This is a genomic window from Bradyrhizobium sp. WSM2254 (genome assembly GCF_000472645.1).
GTDB lineage: Bacteria > Pseudomonadota > Alphaproteobacteria > Rhizobiales > Xanthobacteraceae > Bradyrhizobium > Bradyrhizobium niftali.
In genome coordinates, this window is record NZ_AXAB01000027.1 from 130,015 (window position 1) to 146,227 (window position 16,213).

Consider the following 16,213-nt stretch of genomic DNA (forward strand, 5'->3'; position numbering starts at 1 on the left):
GCTTCGCAACCTTTTATCTTGGGGGGCAGATGGCACGCATCACCATCATCGAGACGGGAAAAGTTCCGCAAAAATATCGCGAGCGCCACGGCTCGTTTCCCGACATGTTCGAGCGCATGGTCCGCGCCGAGGATCCGACAGCCACGGTCGACGTGGTCAGCATCCCGAACGGTGACGCGCTTCCCGATCCTGGCAAGCTCGAAGCCGTGCTGATCACCGGCGCGGCCGCCGGCGTCTATGACGGGCTCGACTGGATCGCGCCGCTCGAGGACTTTGTCCGTAAAGCCTACGCCAGCAAGACGCCGATGGTCGGCGTCTGCTTCGGCCATCAACTGATTGCGCAGGCGCTCGGCGGCACCGTGCGCAAGTCCGAGAAGGGCTGGGGCATCGGCCGGCATGTCTATCAGGTGCTGCCGGAGAACGGCGTCGTCGAAGGCGAAGCGGTCGCCATCGCCGCCTCGCATCAGGACCAGGTGATCGAGCCGCCGAACGAAGCGCTGACGATCCTCTCATCCGAGTTCACCCCGCATGCCGGCCTGCTCTACGCCAACGGCGCGACACTGACCGTGCAGCCGCATCCCGAGTTCGACGTGGAGTTTGCCGAAGTGTGCTGCGAACTGCGCGACGGCAAGGCGCCGGAGGATGTCGTCGCCACGGCGCGCGCGTCGCTGGCGCAGCCGCTGGACAACGCAAAGCTCGGCGGGGCGATTACGCGGTTTCTGGCGAGGCGCACGGCGCTCTAGTTCGCACGCACTAGCCGCGAGCACTTCTTCCCTTCTCCCCTTGTGGGAGAAGGTGGCGCGAAGCGCCGGATGAGGGGTCTGTCTCAGCGCATTCAAATAAGAGTTGGATTCGCGGTGAGAGACCCCTCACCCGGCTTCGCTTCGCGAAGCCACCCTCTCCCACAAGGGGAGAGGGTGCAGCGCGCTCGCCGCGCTATCTCGCAAACATCAGAACGGATCGCTTCCCAGCCCCGCCACATCCGCCGGCCGCGGCCCCGGCGCGGGCCAATGAAACCGGCGGTCCTTCTCGGCAATCATGATGTCGTTGATCGACGCCTCGCGCCGCTTCATCAGGCCGTGCTCGTCGAACTCCCACTGCTCGTTGCCGTAGGAGCGATACCATTGGCCGCTCGCATCGTGCCATTCGTACTGGAAGCGCACGGCGATGCGGTTGCCGTCGAAAGCCCAGAGGTCCTTGATCAGGCGGTAATCGTGCTCCTTCTCCCATTTGCGGGTGAGGAAGGCGACGATGGCCTCGCGACCCTGGAAGACTTCCGAGCGATTGCGCCAGCGGCTGTCCACGGTGTAGGCGAGCGAAACGCGCACCGGATCGCGTGAATTCCAGGCATCCTCGGCCATGCGGGCCTTTTGCGCAGCGGTCTCTTTCGTGAAGGGCGGAAGCGGCGGGCGCGACATGATGGCCTCATCGATGGGTCGGGGCCGCAAATCTATCGCCGCAGCCGGCGGAGTCGAGTGGCCATCACCTATCGGGCGATCACGAAATCAGATCAGCCTTCATCAGCGTGCGGATCGATTTCGGGATCGGCTGGGCACGGCCGCCGCTGATGAAGGCGACGCGCACCTCGGCCTTGACCAGCACATCCTCGCCGCGCCGGACCTCCTGTGCGAGCATGATGGAGGCCCCCTTCACCGCGACCGGCCAGGTCACGACGTCGAGCACGTCGTCCATCCGCGCGGGTTTCAGGAAATCCAGATGCATCGAGCGCACCACGAAGGCGAAGCCGGCGTCGTCCGTCGCGGGCTGCTCGAACAGCGCCTGCTGCTCGGCGCCCATCAGCCGCAGGTGATTGGTGCGCCCGCGCTCCATGAAGCGCAGATAATTGGCGTGATAGACGATGCCGGAGAACTCTGGTTTGACGTTGTCGCAACAGAAGCCTAACGGATTGCTTTCGTTGGGTCGATGGACGGTCAAGGCGTGAACGAGGAGCAGATTTTATCTGTGCCCTTCCATAGCAAGTCGCAGCGCCTTGGGAATGCGCTGCGCCCTTCCGCCTGAGATAAACGCCACGCGTACACGCGCCGCAACTAGGAGATCGTCTCCGCGCCTGCATTCCTGCAGCAAGGCAATCGACGCGCCTCTCACCTCTTGCGGGAGCGTTACGACGTCAAGCACGTCGTCTAAGACCGCTGGCTTTAGAAAATCGATTGTCATCGAACGGACAACGAAGGCAAAGCCGGGCGCATCGTTCCGAGCTTCTGCGAGCAGCGCTCGCTGATTGGTTCCGAGCAGGCGCAAGTAATTCGTTCTGCCGCGCTCCATGAACCGCAGAAAATTTGCATGATACACAATCTGGCCAGAGTCGGTATCTTCAAAGTAGACGCGGACCTGCATATGATGGCTTCCGCCGCGAATTTCGCCATCAAGAGAGGCTGTCACGGTACGTTCCTTGTTGCGCTTCCGGGAACCATTTGTCTTGCACAGAGGCGCCTTTCTGAGCAAGCGCCAAAAACCTTGAGCTCCACGCCCCGTCGTAGCCGATGCTCAGCCCGTGAACCTCGTCGGGCACGTGCTGCCAAAGTCCTCAATCCGTAGATGGTAGCCTGCGTCACATAGTCCGCATCCCGGATGAGCTGCATCTGTGCCCGGAGCACCCGGCCGAATTTCAGGGTTCCAGCGACGCCAACCGCGGCGCCCGAATGGCAAACCGCATCTGGGAGCTGATGCTGGCCGTTGAGCCAACTGGTCGACCATCCTGGCCCGGATTGCGTTCGCGGGACCAAATCCAAGCCGTCTCCGGCCCTCTCCTTGTCTACGGCTTCCTGACGACAACGCCGAACGCCGTGGTCGAACCGATCCATCCCAAGGCCATGCCGGTGATCCTGACTACGAACGAAGAGCGCGATGTTTGGATGCGAGGTAAGCGCTTAGCCGCGACCCTATTGAGGTTGACTTGACGCTTTGCGGAATCGCCACGGCATGAGGTCGTCAATTCTGCTATGGGGATGGCCGTCGATAATGGCCTCGAGTGTTTTGGCGATGTAGGCGGCCGGGTTGACGTCGTTGAGCTTGCAGGTGGCGACGAGCGACGCAAGCAAGGCCCAATTTTCAGCCCCGACCTCATGCCCGGCGAAGAGGGCATTTTTTCTGGTCAGGCAGACTGGCCGGATGGCGTTCTCGACCGGGTTCGTGTCGAGCTCAAGGCGCCCGTCTTCGAGGAAGCGGGTCAGCCCCTGCCAGTGATTGAGCGCGTAGCGGATGTCCTCGGCGAGCGTCGAACCGCTGGAGATCATCGACAGCTGTTTCTCGAACCAAGGCTTTAACGCGGCGACCATGGGCAGCGAGTGCTCCCTGCGCCCGGCCAGCCGGATGTCCGGCGATGCACCGCGTACCATGGCTTCAATGGCGTAAAGCTGTGCGATGTGCCGAACGGCGGCCTCGGCGATCGGCGATTTGCTGTTACGGGCCAATTTGACGAAGCGCCGGCGCAAATGGCTCCAGCAATGCACGAGCGTCCACGGCCCTTGCGGTCGAGCGACTCCGGTTAGCCGGTCATAACCGTCATAGGCATCGCATTGCAGGAAGCGTCCGCAAAAGCCATCCAGGAACTGCTCCGCAAAGGCACCGCTGCGACCGGGGGCATATCGGAACAGCACGATCGGCGGACTTGGGCCGCTGTGCCCGCGGTCGTCGGAGACGATCGCCCAGAAGTAACCCTTCTTCGTTTGGCCTCGCCCGGGATCGAGCACCGGCGCCGTGGTTTCGTCCATGAACAGACGATCCGCCATGGCCAGGCGGCGGCGCATGTGGTCCGCGATGGGCTGAAGATGGAAGCAGGCGCGCCCGGACCAGTTGCCCAGTGTCGCCCGATCAAGCCGGATGCCCTGGCGCGCATAGATCTCGGCCTGACGGTAAAACGGCGTATGGTCGCCAAACTTGGCAACGATCACGTGCGCAATGGCCGCTTCGGTCGGCAGCCCGCTGGGCACGACGTGCTCCGGTGCGTGCGCCTGCACGACAGGGCCCGAGCAATGGCGACAGATGTATTTCGGGCGGCGCGTGACCAACACCCGCCATTGCGCCGGGATCACGTCGAGGCGTTTGCTGACGTCCTCGCCGATCTTCGTCATGGCGCCGCAACCGCACGGACAGAGCGTGCTCGCAGGCTCGATGATCCGTTCCACGCGCGGCAAATGGGCAGGCAAGCAGCCGCGATTGCGATGAGAGCCTTGATCCGGCACGCTCCGCGATCGGCCCTTGATCACAGCCTCGGCTCTCTCCTGCGCCGCGTCCAGGATGCCCTGCGCGATCTCCACGTCTTCCAGCGGTAAGTGATACTGATCTGGCCGCAGCTTCTCGGATTTCGCGCCGAACTTCTCGCGGCGCAATTCGCCGAGGATGACCTCCAGCCGACGCCGCGCTTCCTCCGACGCCGCCAGCGCCCCCTGATGCTCGCTCAAGGCCGCCTGCGTTTGCGCCAAAAGCGCTTTCAGTTGTTCATTTTCGTCGCGCAGCGCCGCGATGCTCATGCGCTATTTCGAGCACATCGCCGCCGCACGTGCCACGTTCAAAATAGCTTCCGAGTCATTCTGCCGCAGTTATCCAGCCGCCTGGGGACGCCGCGCTTCTTCCGGGCGGACCAACCTCCAATCCAGCCCCTCGAACAGGGCTGCGAACATCGCCGGCGATATCCGCATCACGCCGTCTGCGATCGTTGGCCAAACGAACCTGCAACCTTCGAGACGCTTGTGCACCAACACCAGGCCCGTTCGATCCCAGACCAAAATCTTGATCCGGTCCGCTCGTTTCGATCGGAACACGAAGGCTGCGCCGCTGAACGGGTCGAGACGAAGCATCTCCTGCACCTTCGCCGCAAGCCCATCGTGGCCACAGCGGAAGTCGATCGGCCGCGTCGCGATGTAAATCTTCAGATCGGCACCGGCCGCGATCATCGTGACGCTCGCACTGCGCGGATCACCCGGGACAGCTGCTCGCCATCTATGGCTGTGTCCGTCCGCAGCACGACATCGCCGATCGCGATCTCAAGCTTGATCGCCGGAACGTGACGCTCCTCCAACGCGCTTTCCACGACCAGCGGTGCGAATGTCGACTGCAATGCTTCGCACGGCGCCAACATGCCTCGCTGTCGAAAGCGTCGTCGCCAATCGTAAATCTGCCAGCGCGTCGCTCCGTGCTTGCGCGCCACCTCGGACACCTGGGCACCAGGTAGCAGACTCTCCGCGACAATCCGGGCTCTCTCAGCCTCCGAACGCACACGGCGCCCCGACGGTCCTTCGAGGACCTCCAGCCGGCTCACCGGCCCTACCGGAGAGCCGTCCAAATGGACGTCCTTTTTGCTGTCCAATCCCATCCAAACCTCCGTTCCAAGCCGGAGGCTTCTTCGCACATTCATTCTAACTCTGAAGCCAGGGTATCGGCTTCGCGCTTACGATGCGAGCGCCGTGCGACGAAGCGAAGGCGCTGCGGCGACCGTTGCCAGATGACGTGCTCAAAATTGTCACGCGCGGGCCGGACAAGGAGGACCGAGCAGCCGCCTAACTCACACGCTGTTCTTTGGCCTTCTGCTCGCCATCCTTCCGGCGCTCAAATCAAGCCCTGCGACAGAATCGGCTTCGCCCAGACTCGGTGAAAGCGCCGCGCCGTTCGCATGTATTTCAAGCGGGCGGCATATGCACGCTTTAAAGCCTACCGCCATGTCCCGACCATTTGGCTAGCTTGCGGTACTCGCTGGGCAGGACGCCATACGCTTCTTTGAAGCGGCGTCCAAGTGAGTCATGTCAGAAAACCCCGAGCCGTACGCAATCTCGCTCACGGCTCGATGTGGGTGACTTGGATTCTCAAGCGCATACCGGCATCGGGTGTGAATCGGAGCGCAACATTAACCCCGTCGATACGAAGTTGATCAAGCACTTAGGATGGCCTATCGGCGCTCGGACCCCACGCCGATTTACAGATGATGCGGCGCCGACGCAGGCCTCCATGCCGATCAGGCACCGCGGGAGGTTGGCAAGTCGCTCCTCGGCCTGGTCACCCGACCATTTCTGCCGAAGCACGATCGCACCACCTTAATCGTTCCTTTCTACGTGGAACGAGTTCTTGCCGATATCGATGCCGATCACTGCGATTGCGCAGCTAGAGTTCTGAGACATGGCGCGCTCCTGATCTTTGGCGTCTCTTGCCAGCGTCAATCATCGGCGGGACTGGAGCACGACCGGACCACCCATTAGTCGAGTAGGCCGTGTGACATGTCCGCGGTTTTCTGACCTGCATAGCTCGGCGCTTGTTCGAGCAGAGTGCTGTTCTGTCCGACGACAGCTCTCTTTGACCAAGTCGGAGGCCGCGAAAACCGTATTCTTCGAACCGTTGCTAGAAGTAAATGCCTTCCAAGTGGCGCCAAGGACTTGAGCGCCCTTCGCCTAATATAGACCTGCACCGTGGGACTGACTCGACGCAACGCCTGTTTTCGAGCCTGTGTATTGAGCGGGCCGAGATCCGAGAAGAGGTCACCCTCGATTCTGAATAGCTCAAGCTAGGTGAGAGACATCGTCTCACCGTCTAGGCAGCAGACCCTTACAGCGTGTGGCCAGGGTCGATCTAAAATATCATGTGCACGCGCCTACGGTTTGCGAGATCTCGCATACCGCGTTGACGTTCACTCGTGCTTCTGTTCGAAAACGAACACGTCTCATGTTTAGAACTCCGCAAGCTGTTGCGAGCGCGACATCGCATTCGAAAAGAAAGCGAGTGTGCCGCTACGTCGGAATGGCCCGGGTCCTGCATGGCGCTCGTTGATGAGGAAGTTCGCAGAGTGCTGAGTGGCGGGGAAGGGAAGCTCAATGGCGAACGTCGCGTTGGGTCAGGTTTGCGACGGGCCGACCGGAAGAGCGCGCTGCCGTTCGAAGACTTCTTAAGGCCTGTTGAGGCCGATCATCGCGCGATAGCCAACCAAAGCTGAAATGTCGCACTTGGTCGGTTCTTCGACGGACGTGTGACTGCGTGAGTGGCTGACTGCCATCATAAGGATGGCAACAAGTATCGTTTTGAGGTTGATATGCGATCTGCAGTTCTTCTTTTGGGTGCCGCAACAGTTGCATCCGTCGCAAGCGGTGCCGCCAGTGCGGCAGATCTCGAGGCGGCAACGAAAACCCCACCGGCATCGTGGAACTGGACCGGAGGATATCTTGGCGGACACGTTGGCGGTGGTTATGGCCGGACATCCTTCAGTGATCCCTACGGTCCATCAATCTACGGCGACGTCACTGACACGCCTGCGTTCTTGGCTGGCGGCCAGATTGGCTACAATTGGCAGAAGGACAACTGGGTTTTTGGCGTCGAACTGGACGCCAGCCGTGTTATCTCCGACGGTACAAACAGCTGCCTTGCCGCCTCCGGCACTGTTGTAGGCGCTACCTGCAAGGCAAGTCCAAACGTTTTTGTCACCAGCGCCGGTCGCGTGGGTTATGCTTTTGGCCCGCAGGGGCACACACTGGCCTACCTCAAGGGAGGTGTTGCTTGGCAACACAATCGCGGCGGCATCGTCAACAATAACGAATACTTCGGCTTCACTCCGCAGGGGGCAACTCATTTCGAGTATGGTCGTGTCGGTGGCATCATCGGGGCGGGCGTCGAGCAAAGGCTCGCGCCTGCATGGTCCCTCAAATTTGAGTACGACTATCTGGGCTTTGGCGGGCCGAGTGTGGCGACCGCTCCCACCGAGCAGTTTCCGCCGCTAGTAATTCGCCCAGCCAACACATCCAGCCTCTCCAGCAGTTATCACCTTGGAAAGGTCGGTCTGAACTATCATTTTGACGCTGACCCGTCAGCGCCGGGATGGTCCGATGCGTCGGTCTACGCGACAAAGGGGACCGTCAATGCGCCGCCGCCGGCTTACGCCGCCGGCTGGTCATTCGAAGGGGGCTCACGGCTGTGGCTCAGCCGGGGAAGATTTCAATGGGACAATAGCGCCGTGCCCGCGATTCTTGGAGATCCCACTATTCTTGAGTCAAGACTCACTTATCACGGGCTCGACGGATTTTCCGGGGAATTGTTCGGACGCCTTGACAGCCCCTGGGGAATATTCGTGAAGGGCAATGTTGGGATCGGGCGCTTCAATGGTGGAAGTATGAACGATGAAGACTGGGGAATCTTAGGCTTCGCGTCCTATAGCAACACGAGATCAGGCCAGGCGAACGGAAAATTCACGTACTCCACGGCCGATGTCGGTTACGATTTTCTGCGGGGCAGCACCTACAAGGTCGGCGGATTTGTCGGCTGGACTCAATACGGCCAGAAGTCGGACACGCCAGGATGCGTGCAGATTGCCAGCTCCCTTGTTCCGTGCCTAACGACGGACGACAACAGGATCATCGGCAGCCAGGATACCGATTGGAATGCACCGCGTGTCGGCCTTAGCGCCGAGACCATGTTTCTCGATCGTTGGCAGGTGAGCGCCGACGTTGCTTACCTGCCTTGGACGTATTTCAAGGGCCGCGACAACCATCTCTTGCGCCCCACCACAACCTTCTTCGACCAACGCGGGAATGGTGGTGGTGGCGTGCAGGTGGAGGCAATTTTATCCTACTTCATCACCAGCAATTTCAGTGTTGGCATCGGTGGTCGCTATTGGGCCATGTGGACCGAGAAGGACAGCGATTTCATGTGCAGCGGATGCGGCGAACCTGCCGTCGTCACTGGGCCTGAACTTGCGAAGTACAGTATGGAGCGATGGGGCACGTTCTTGCAGGCCTCCTATAAGTTCTGACTGAAGAGGCGAGGTCCCTCGATATCTTCCAAGCACCAAACTGAGTATCACTGCAAGATGACTGTTCGCTCGAACGATTTCGAACGCAGGGGCTCCTGGGGGCTGCTGAACACCAGCATTCAGGATGACGCTCATTCCAGATCGGCGCCCAGTTCCGTTTTGACGTGGTCACCTGACCAGCCTCTTCGATTTCGCAACGCCGAACGAAAGCGCTGCCTCAGCTCTGGCGATGCTCGACGCTTTCGCGCCGCTTCCCGATCAGCGGGATTTCGATGGCTATAAGGCTCATTTCGAGGCGAAGCCGTTCCCGCAGGCGCCAGCGCACCTTGCTCCGCCCATGGTCGAGGCAAGGCCGCGGTCCGCACGGCCCTTGGCCTATGATCTCGCCGTGGACGCCGATATCGAAGCTGACGGGGTGCGGCTCAGCTTCCGTAACGATGGTGCAATCGGCGTCGCCTTGCGGGTTCAGGACATGACGCAAGAGGCGCCGCCGCGATGCTACACGCTGGAGCCGAGTCGTTCGCTCGATGCCCGATGGAGCACTGCATTCGGCGCGCCTTATGCTCTTCGGGTCGATGGACCCAACGGATTCATGCGCGAGTTTCGCGGGCTTGCACGTGTCAGGCCTGGTGTGAGTGCGCGGCATGTCCGTCAAGATGGTTCGCTTGTGATCGACATCGTCAATGCTGGTGAACCAGTGATCGCTCGTCTTGCGGATGGTTATGCCGCGACCGACCGGCAGCTGTCCATCCGTGCAGGCGCAAGTCATCGCGAGCGGCTGACGCTGGATGGATCGAGCCAATGGTACGACGTTCGCCTGGAAATCGGCGATGCAAGCTGGCGTCTGTGCGGCCACGTCGAAACTGGGAGGATATCGGCTTCGGACCCGGCCATAGATCGGTGCGCCCGAGCCTTACGCGCCGGTGACATGATGCTGGACTAGGCCTGTCCTGATGCAACAGGTGCGGAACCGAAACCGCCGCGACGGGACTCAGGGCCGCAATACCGGTCAGCGGCCTTTACGGGATGCCTTTTCTCACACGTGGGTTCGCGTCGCCCTTTTTTCCTCTCTGGTTTCAGGATCAGAGCTTCTCAGTACCTGGATGTCGATCCTGCTCGCGGGGCCGACGGTGCTGGGCCTTGTCGCCGATCCGCTTTGGTCGGGTTGTGCAAGCATCGGGGAACCGGGGTGGCGGCCTATTGGCCGGAGGCGCCGCGGCGCGATTCCTGATGCTCATTCCGGTACGAAAGGAGCGCCTTCCGCACACGATTGGCTGATCCCCCCGTTGGCTTGTAATATCACTCCATTGGGATCAACGCTGAGGGTGCTTCCCATCCCTAGCTACAGTTGCTACGTCCGACGGTGGGTTAGGACTTGCGGTCCCGCAGGGCATCTTGATCGAACTGTCCGAGAACTTTCCCGAATTACAAGGTGCCATGTCGACATCCAGGAAGCGACTTCCCTTGAGGGTGTCCTCACGGGTCGACAGCGGCGCCGAGAAGATCGTTACGTTTGTTTTCCGCGCAATAACAATTTGTGGCTCACACAAGACTCGTGCGAGCCACTCTCGCACTGCGGCATGGCTCGGGTGATGAGCCAACTACCTAGCTTGAGCGGTGAGATCATGCTTGGCTATTGGGAATGCCGAACTAAGCGCGGCACATTTCGGATTGTGCCGCGAGCGGGTTCGTTTAACCCGTTCTTTGAGGACGAGGATCTTGGGGCTTATCACTCAGCCGCGGCCGCGCTAGACGACTTGTTGGAGGGCTTACCGGTTTCGCGCAGAGTGATCGCTCCTGCGCAACAATGGCAATCACCTCGATCACAGCTACCGCGAGCCAGATGTCACCCTGCCACTGACCGTTGAAATTCCAAAATCGGAGAGTCGCAGTCTTCCGAAATCAGAGTCATAGATTGTTCAGGCCTAAAGCGGCAAGCGATCACGCAGAACGTTCCTGAGGGCGAATCCAAGTGGGCCGACCGCCGCTCAAGGATTACCACGAACTCCTCGGATCGGATACGCGTACCGCCCGAGAAAGCATGTCAACTGGCAACCAGCGTGCTTTCACAGTCGCTGGTGCACGTATTCCGACGCACCGGCACCGAATTTGTCAGGTTCGAGACAAGTATCGATGTTTCGAAGGCACGCACAAACCACGAAGAATTCGCAAATCTGCATCGTGTAAGAGGCACGGCGCTTGCTTTTGTTCACGGCGGCGCCACCCGAGTTTCGGGGCGTCGATCATGTCGTGACGCTCACATACGGCGTCGTTTTTGCTCCCGAGAGAACCAAAGACCTTGGCAGTTTTTGGAGCATTGACATCTGAGCCACCGGCGAGGGGAGCGACTAGTCGTCGGCGATCGCCCCGCTACGATCGGCGGTGGATTCCTTAGCTATGCTAGTACATAGGCCAATTCCAAGATGCCAATGTTTGCCGCACCTGTATTTGGCGGGAATCATGTTGCTCGCCGCCGCGTCCATGTTGGTGGCCAGCATACCTGGTGCGCTGGCCACGGACTCGGATGACCGCGGTCCGACGAGTTCTCGAGCAAAGATCCCTGCGCTGTACATTTTGGATTACAGACAGTCGAAACGACGCTCTGTGTTGACCAAACCCGTCATGGACCTTTTCTGTATCGATCGGGCCAATGCTCCGCTGGGTACCGCCAGCCTTCCATCATTCTCGTGTCTTGGCCATTGGACTGAGTTGCGGCCCAGCAATGAGAGACCAAACTGCACTCGCCACATTCTAGAACACTGCGCGGAGGATCAAATTGCCGAATTTGTTGGAATAAGAGTTGTCGGGCAGCAGCGTCCGAAACTCTATGCGGATGGGCTTACCAATTTTGTCCTGATATCTACTTTCGCTTCCGTCGGAATCCATACATTTACATCATCCGACGGCACCAAGATTACCTACACCCTGATCATGGCCTTCAATGCCAGCCGCGACGCCTTTGGACCTCAGGTGTATATGGACGCAGACAATAAAGCTGTGATGTGCGCGATCTCGTCCTCGAACATGCAAACAATCTCCGGATTCCGGCGTTCTTTGGCTGACGCGTTCGTCAAAGAGGCTGCCGATCCCGGCAGAGGGCTTCCTCGCGTAGCGGTCGAACGATCCATTGCGGATGACTGGGCCGCCAAGGCTACGAATGGCATTATGAGCCGTTGTCTGCTTGCGAAAAATGGCGGAGGCGCTCCAATAATGATAGCCGCTCATGATCAGGGTCTTAACTTTTATTGAGTTCAGGCTGGTTGGAACACCGTTTCCAGGGGAGCGACTGCAACCAAAGGCGTGAGTGATGCTTGCTGTTGCGTGATGGCAACGTTCCGGCGTCCAAAGTGAAGCAGCACAGATCCTGTGGCAGGCGCAGTGCCGGCAGTTGGAACCACTGATTGCCTTCTTGGCCCGCCAAGACGCGGCGATCTAATTGGCCTTTTTCATAGAAGTATATCCGACCAGAAGACGGACGGAAAATCACGCAAGGTTCGCTGAGGAAGAACACATGCTCAACGAGCACAAGGTCGTCTGGCCCGATCTGGCGGCTTGCTGAAGGAGCTGCCGGTATGGCAGACCCGGCGCGACCGCCTTGGCGGGTTGGTTAACGCCCGTAACTCGCACGGCACGCGCGTTGTAGTTCATCTCGCTTACGGGCCGCGTTAACGCTGGCCGAGAGCGCGGTATGGCAGCGGGGATTTCGCTGACTAAAGCTTGGAGAATCGTCACCATGGGCGATTCATGTTGTTGTCGTGGCGATCCGCGTCCGATCTGAGGCGTCAATGTCCCGAACCCCACGGTATGACGGCAGGGTTCGCCAACGCACCAAAGATGCAATGGCACGTCGATTGCTTCAGATGCGAGGCATTCCGTTACGTCGATGACGGTTCGCAGCCCCTTTAACGGCTCAGATGGAACCTCGTCCGATTGATTCAGACTAGTGCGATGACGGAGCTGTCGCGTGGATCGTACGGCGCGATCGTTAGCTGGGATTGTTGCGGTGCTTCTCCCTGTCGGCAGGAGCGCCTTACCGAGTTCGTGGAGTGTGTATGCGTGATCGCTCGCCGCCGAAGTTTAAGGCTTATCATCGCGGGTGTTATTACTACTTGCGGCGTTATTGCGCCCGCGACAGCACGGGCGCAAGCCTTCATCTACAATCAGCACCAATCGCGAGCTGCCCGGCCGAAAGTGATCGGCGACAACCACATGCTCGTTCAGGCGACCGAGGTCGATTACGACTACAACAACAGCCGCATCTCGGCCGTCGGCAACGTGCAGATGTTCTACAACGGCACCAGCGTCGAGGCCGACAAGGTCATCTACGACCAGAAGACCAAGCGTCTTCATGCCGAAGGCAACATCCGCATGACCGATGCGGAAGGCAAGATCACCTACGCCAACATCATGGATCTCAGCGACGACTACCGCGACGGTTTCGTCGATTCGCTGCGCGTCGACACTGAAGACCAGACCCGCATGGCGGCGACGCGCGCCGACCGGTCCAGCGGCAATTACACGGTGTTCGACAACGGCGTTTATACTGCCTGCGCGCCCTGTAAGGATGATCCGAAGAAGCCGCCGCTGTGGCAGGTCAAGGGCGCGCGCATCATCCATAACCAGACCGAGAAGATGCTCTATTTCGAGAACGCCCAGCTCGAATTCTTCGGCGTTCCGATGGCCTATCTGCCCTACTTCTCGACGCCCGATCCGACCGTGAAGCGCAAGAGCGGCTTCCTGATGCCGGGCTTCACCAGCTACACGGCCTTCGGCTACGGCGTCGAAATCCCCTATTATTGGGCGATCGCGCCTGACATGGACGCGACCTTCAATCCGCGCATCACCTCGAAGCAGGGCGTGCTGTTCCAGAGCGAATTCCGCCAGCGCCTGTCGAACGGCTCCTATCAGGTTCGGCTCTACGGCATCGACCAGCTCGATCGAGGCGCCTTTGCCGGCCAGCCGGGTGACCGCCAATTCCGCTGGGGCGTCGACACCAAGGGCCAGTTCGCGCCGAACGACAAATGGGTCTGGGGCTGGGACGGCGTGCTGCTGTCCGACTACTTCTTCATGTCCGACTATCGGCTCGCCCAGTACAAGGACCCGTTCGGATCGATCCAGTCGCTGCCGACGGAAGCGATCACGCAGCTCTATCTGACCGGTGTCGGCAACCGCAGCTTCTTCGACGCGCGCGCGATCTACTATCTGAGCTACTCGGGCAACCAGAACCAGGTCCCCGTGGTCGCTCCCGTGATCGACTACAACAACGTGATCAACAGCCCGATCCTGGGTGGCGAGTTCAGCTACAAGATGAACTTCACCAACCTGACCCGCGAGACCGCGTTGTTCGATCCGATCACGACGCTCGCCAACACCAACAGCCTATGCACGACCGCCTCCGCCGATCCGATGGCACGCTTGCCGTCGCAGTGTCTGCTGCGCGGCATGCCGGGCACCTACACAAGGCTGACGGCCGAGGCGCAGTGGCGCAAGTCCTACACCGACCCCCTCGGCCAGATCTGGACGCCGTTCGCCAGCGTCCGCGCCGATGCCATCAACGCCGATATCTCGAACCAGCCGGGCGTTTCCAATTTCCTGCCGGTCGGCGACACCCAGACGGTCCGTCTGATGCCGACCGTCGGCCTCGAATACCGCTACCCCTTCATCAATGTGCAGCCGTGGGGCACGACGATCGTCGAGCCGATCGCGCAAGTCATCATCCGGCCGAACGAGCCCGATGCCGGCAAGCTCCCGAGCGCGGACGCACAAAGTTTTGTGCTCGACACCAGCAACCTGCTCGCGGTCGACAAGTTCTCCGGCTACGATCGCGTCGAAGGCGGCAGCCGCGCCAATGTCGGCGTGCAGGCCACCACGCAGTTCGACCGCGGCGGCAGCATCAAGGGGATGTTCGGACAGTCCTACCAGATGTTCGGGATGAACTCGTTCGCGGTCGCCGACGTCACCAACACCGGCATCGACTCCGGCCTGCAGAACCCGCGTTCGGATTATGTCGCGAGCCTCGCCTATTCGCCCAACCGCACCTATACGTTCAGCGTCCGCTCGCAGATGGACGAGGCGACCTGGAACATCAACCGGTTCGAGGCCACGGCGAGCGCGAATTTCGACCGCTGGTCGGTCGCCGTGACGTATGGCGATTACGCAGCGCAGCCGGAACTCGGCTACCTGACGCACCGCGAAGGCATTCTCACCAGCGGATCGGTCAAGGTGGCGTCGAACTGGGTGGTTCAGGGCGCGGCGCGCTGGGACCTTGAAGCGAACAAGATCAACCAGTATGCCTTCGGCGCGGGCTTTGTGGACGACTGCTTCGTGCTGGCGGCAAATTACGTAAGTTCCTACAACTATTCTGTTGGTTCGGCACCGCCCGTGCTGAACAAGACCTATCTGCTCACTATCGGTCTACGAACGATCGGGGTAAATTCGGTCAGTTTTTGAGCGACGGTGTCACTGCTGAAGAGGAACAATTCACAATTGATGCAATTCCAGATGACACTCGGCCAGTCGAATGTTCAGCGCTTCGCAAACGGTCTGCGCCTCCACCTCACTCTGGCAGTGTATTCAGCCTTTGGCACCAACAGCGCGCAGATGTTCAAGCGCTGCTGCCTTTACACGCCCTTCTGTAATGGGCCCGATGATGTCAAGCCTCCCGAGTGAACGCCACGCCGCCGAGCTCATGCTTCTGTTCGTGGTCGACGCCTGGCCGCCACATCATGCTGTCAGAGGGAGCGGTGAGCCTATCTAGATACGCGTGGTTCGTCGGACGACGGCCACTGGGCGTGTAACGGCTTCACCGCATCCACCGTCCCGGCGACGGGACTTCGGGCACCGGACTTCAGTTCATCCCGGTTGCGTTCTTGATCTCCTCCGCGTCTTCTATGCTGCGATTGAGCCCGCTTCGGCCCATCGGTAAGTCGTGCCATCGACCCAGATCCGCAGGATCACTGCGAGCTTGCGTGCCAAGGCGACCTTTGCGCGCTTCGAGCCTCTCCGCTTGGCGACGTCCATCCCCCAGCGTTTGAGTTTTGAGAACCGCGTGATGCGCGATAGCAGAACGTTGGCGGCTTCATACAAGGCCGTCCGCACCGTCTCATCGCCGGCCAGCGTGATTCCGCCCGTGACGTCCTTTTCTCCCGATTGATATTTCTTTGGCGTGAGCCCGAACAGCGCGCCTGCTGCCTTTGACTTTACAATGCGATGAGGATCATCAATCGCCGATTTGTAGGTGATGGCCACCAGGGGACCAACGCCTGGTACTGTCATAAGCCGGCGGCAGACTGCATCATCACGCACAATTGCCAGCACAGCCTTGTGTAGTCTTCCGTATTCTGCCTTCAGGGCCGATCGTGCCGAAAGCATCGCACCAGCAATGCGCTCCAATGTCGCCTGGCCTGCAACCAACTCTCGAATCCGCGCTTCGAAATTCCTTCGCGTCACCGGGCCAACCTTCAGACCGAA

12 protein-coding genes and 2 pseudogenes are annotated in these 16,213 nt (G+C 60.1%); 6 read left to right on the forward strand and 8 right to left on the reverse strand.

Translation table 11 applies throughout. The features are described 5' to 3' along the window. Nucleotides 1-29: 29 nt before the first annotated feature. On the forward strand, nt 30-743 hold the full coding sequence (locus A3M7_RS0120845; RefSeq protein WP_027545635.1) for a type 1 glutamine amidotransferase: 714 nt from the start codon (nt 30-32) through the stop codon (nt 741-743). Nucleotides 744-950: 207 nt separating this feature from the next. On the opposite strand, the gene A3M7_RS0120850 is transcribed toward A3M7_RS0120845, so the two are convergent. The 3 genes from A3M7_RS0120850 to ybgC form a co-directional block, all read right to left on the reverse strand. Continuing rightward, on the reverse strand, nt 951-1,418 hold the full coding sequence (locus A3M7_RS0120850; protein ID WP_027545636.1) for a nuclear transport factor 2 family protein: 468 nt from the start codon (nt 1,416-1,418) through the stop codon (nt 951-953). 79 nt (nt 1,419-1,497) lie between these two features. Beyond that, nucleotides 1,498-1,860 carry a YbgC/FadM family acyl-CoA thioesterase gene (locus A3M7_RS0120855; protein ID WP_049823595.1) on the reverse strand — a complete coding sequence of 121 codons (363 nt, stop codon included), beginning with the start codon at nt 1,858-1,860 and terminating at the stop codon, nt 1,498-1,500. Between the two features lie 96 nt (nt 1,861-1,956). Then, on the reverse strand, nt 1,957-2,400 hold the full coding sequence (gene ybgC / locus A3M7_RS0120860) for a tol-pal system-associated acyl-CoA thioesterase (protein WP_027545638.1): 444 nt from the start codon (nt 2,398-2,400) through the stop codon (nt 1,957-1,959). A 333-nt stretch (nt 2,401-2,733) separates the two neighbouring features. Here ybgC and A3M7_RS50605 point away from each other — a divergent pair. After that, nucleotides 2,734-2,879, forward strand: a pseudogene (locus tag A3M7_RS50605) (SOS response-associated peptidase); the annotation flags it as partial. Nucleotides 2,880-2,900: 21 nt separating this feature from the next. Here the strand turns inward: A3M7_RS50605 and A3M7_RS0120870 are convergent. From A3M7_RS0120870 to A3M7_RS50610, 4 genes and pseudogenes are all read right to left on the reverse strand, one after another. Further along, on the reverse strand, nt 2,901-4,490 hold the full coding sequence (locus A3M7_RS0120870; protein WP_027545640.1) for an IS66 family transposase: 1,590 nt from the start codon (nt 4,488-4,490) through the stop codon (nt 2,901-2,903). Between the two features lie 69 nt (nt 4,491-4,559). Next, nucleotides 4,560-4,913: an IS66 family insertion sequence element accessory protein TnpB gene (gene tnpB / locus A3M7_RS0120875; protein ID WP_027545641.1), complete on the reverse strand. Its 354-nt coding sequence runs from the start codon at nt 4,911-4,913 to the stop codon at nt 4,560-4,562. Further along, a complete protein-coding gene (locus A3M7_RS0120880) occupies nt 4,910-5,332 on the reverse strand; it encodes a transposase (protein ID WP_027545642.1) in 423 nt (140 codons plus the stop codon). The genes tnpB and A3M7_RS0120880 overlap by 4 nt, the downstream gene beginning before the upstream one ends. 610 nt (nt 5,333-5,942) lie before the next feature. Then, nucleotides 5,943-6,131 (reverse strand): annotated as a pseudogene (locus A3M7_RS50610) (IS110 family transposase); the annotation flags it as partial. Between the two features lie 851 nt (nt 6,132-6,982). On the opposite strand from A3M7_RS50610, the gene A3M7_RS44700 reads away from it, so the two are divergent. From A3M7_RS44700 to A3M7_RS0120900, 4 genes are all read left to right on the forward strand, one after another. Next, entirely contained in the window at nt 6,983-8,743 is a 1,761-nt protein-coding gene (locus tag A3M7_RS44700) for an outer membrane beta-barrel protein (protein WP_245284299.1), read from the forward strand. 229 nt (nt 8,744-8,972) lie between these two features. After that, on the forward strand, nt 8,973-9,686 hold the full coding sequence (locus tag A3M7_RS0120890) for a phospholipase domain-containing protein (protein ID WP_027545643.1): 714 nt from the start codon (nt 8,973-8,975) through the stop codon (nt 9,684-9,686). Between the two features lie 1,517 nt (nt 9,687-11,203). Beyond that, the gene (locus A3M7_RS0120895; protein ID WP_027545644.1) at nt 11,204-11,992 is read left to right on the forward strand and encodes a hypothetical protein; all 789 of its coding nucleotides are present in this window, start codon (nt 11,204-11,206) and stop codon (nt 11,990-11,992) included. 960 nt (nt 11,993-12,952) lie between these two features. Next, nucleotides 12,953-15,193: an LPS-assembly protein LptD gene (locus tag A3M7_RS0120900; RefSeq protein WP_371090207.1), complete on the forward strand. Its 2,241-nt coding sequence runs from the start codon at nt 12,953-12,955 to the stop codon at nt 15,191-15,193. A 438-nt stretch (nt 15,194-15,631) separates the two neighbouring features. Here A3M7_RS0120900 and A3M7_RS0120910 read toward each other — a convergent pair. Further along, the coding region (locus A3M7_RS0120910) for a transposase (protein ID WP_027545647.1) at nt 15,632-16,213 on the reverse strand (582 nt) is incomplete at its 5' end.

What these genes read in the sequence shown, in the direction of transcription:
- A3M7_RS0120845 (WP_027545635.1), top strand. Translation starts at nt 30, where the DNA reads ATGGCACGCATCACCATCATCGAGACGGGAAAAGTTCCGCAAAAATAT.
- A3M7_RS0120850 (WP_027545636.1), bottom strand. Translation starts at nt 1,418, where the DNA reads ATGTCGCGCCCGCCGCTTCCGCCCTTCACGAAAGAGACCGCTGCGCAA.
- A3M7_RS0120870 (WP_027545640.1), bottom strand. Translation starts at nt 4,490, where the DNA reads ATGAGCATCGCGGCGCTGCGCGACGAAAATGAACAACTGAAAGCGCTT.
- tnpB (WP_027545641.1), bottom strand. Translation starts at nt 4,913, where the DNA reads ATGATCGCGGCCGGTGCCGATCTGAAGATTTACATCGCGACGCGGCCG.
- A3M7_RS0120880 (WP_027545642.1), bottom strand. Translation starts at nt 5,332, where the DNA reads ATGGGATTGGACAGCAAAAAGGACGTCCATTTGGACGGCTCTCCGGTA.
- A3M7_RS0120890 (WP_027545643.1), top strand. Translation starts at nt 8,973, where the DNA reads ATGCTCGACGCTTTCGCGCCGCTTCCCGATCAGCGGGATTTCGATGGC.
- A3M7_RS0120895 (WP_027545644.1), top strand. Translation starts at nt 11,204, where the DNA reads ATGTTGCTCGCCGCCGCGTCCATGTTGGTGGCCAGCATACCTGGTGCG.
- A3M7_RS0120900 (WP_371090207.1), top strand. Translation starts at nt 12,953, where the DNA reads ATGCTCGTTCAGGCGACCGAGGTCGATTACGACTACAACAACAGCCGC.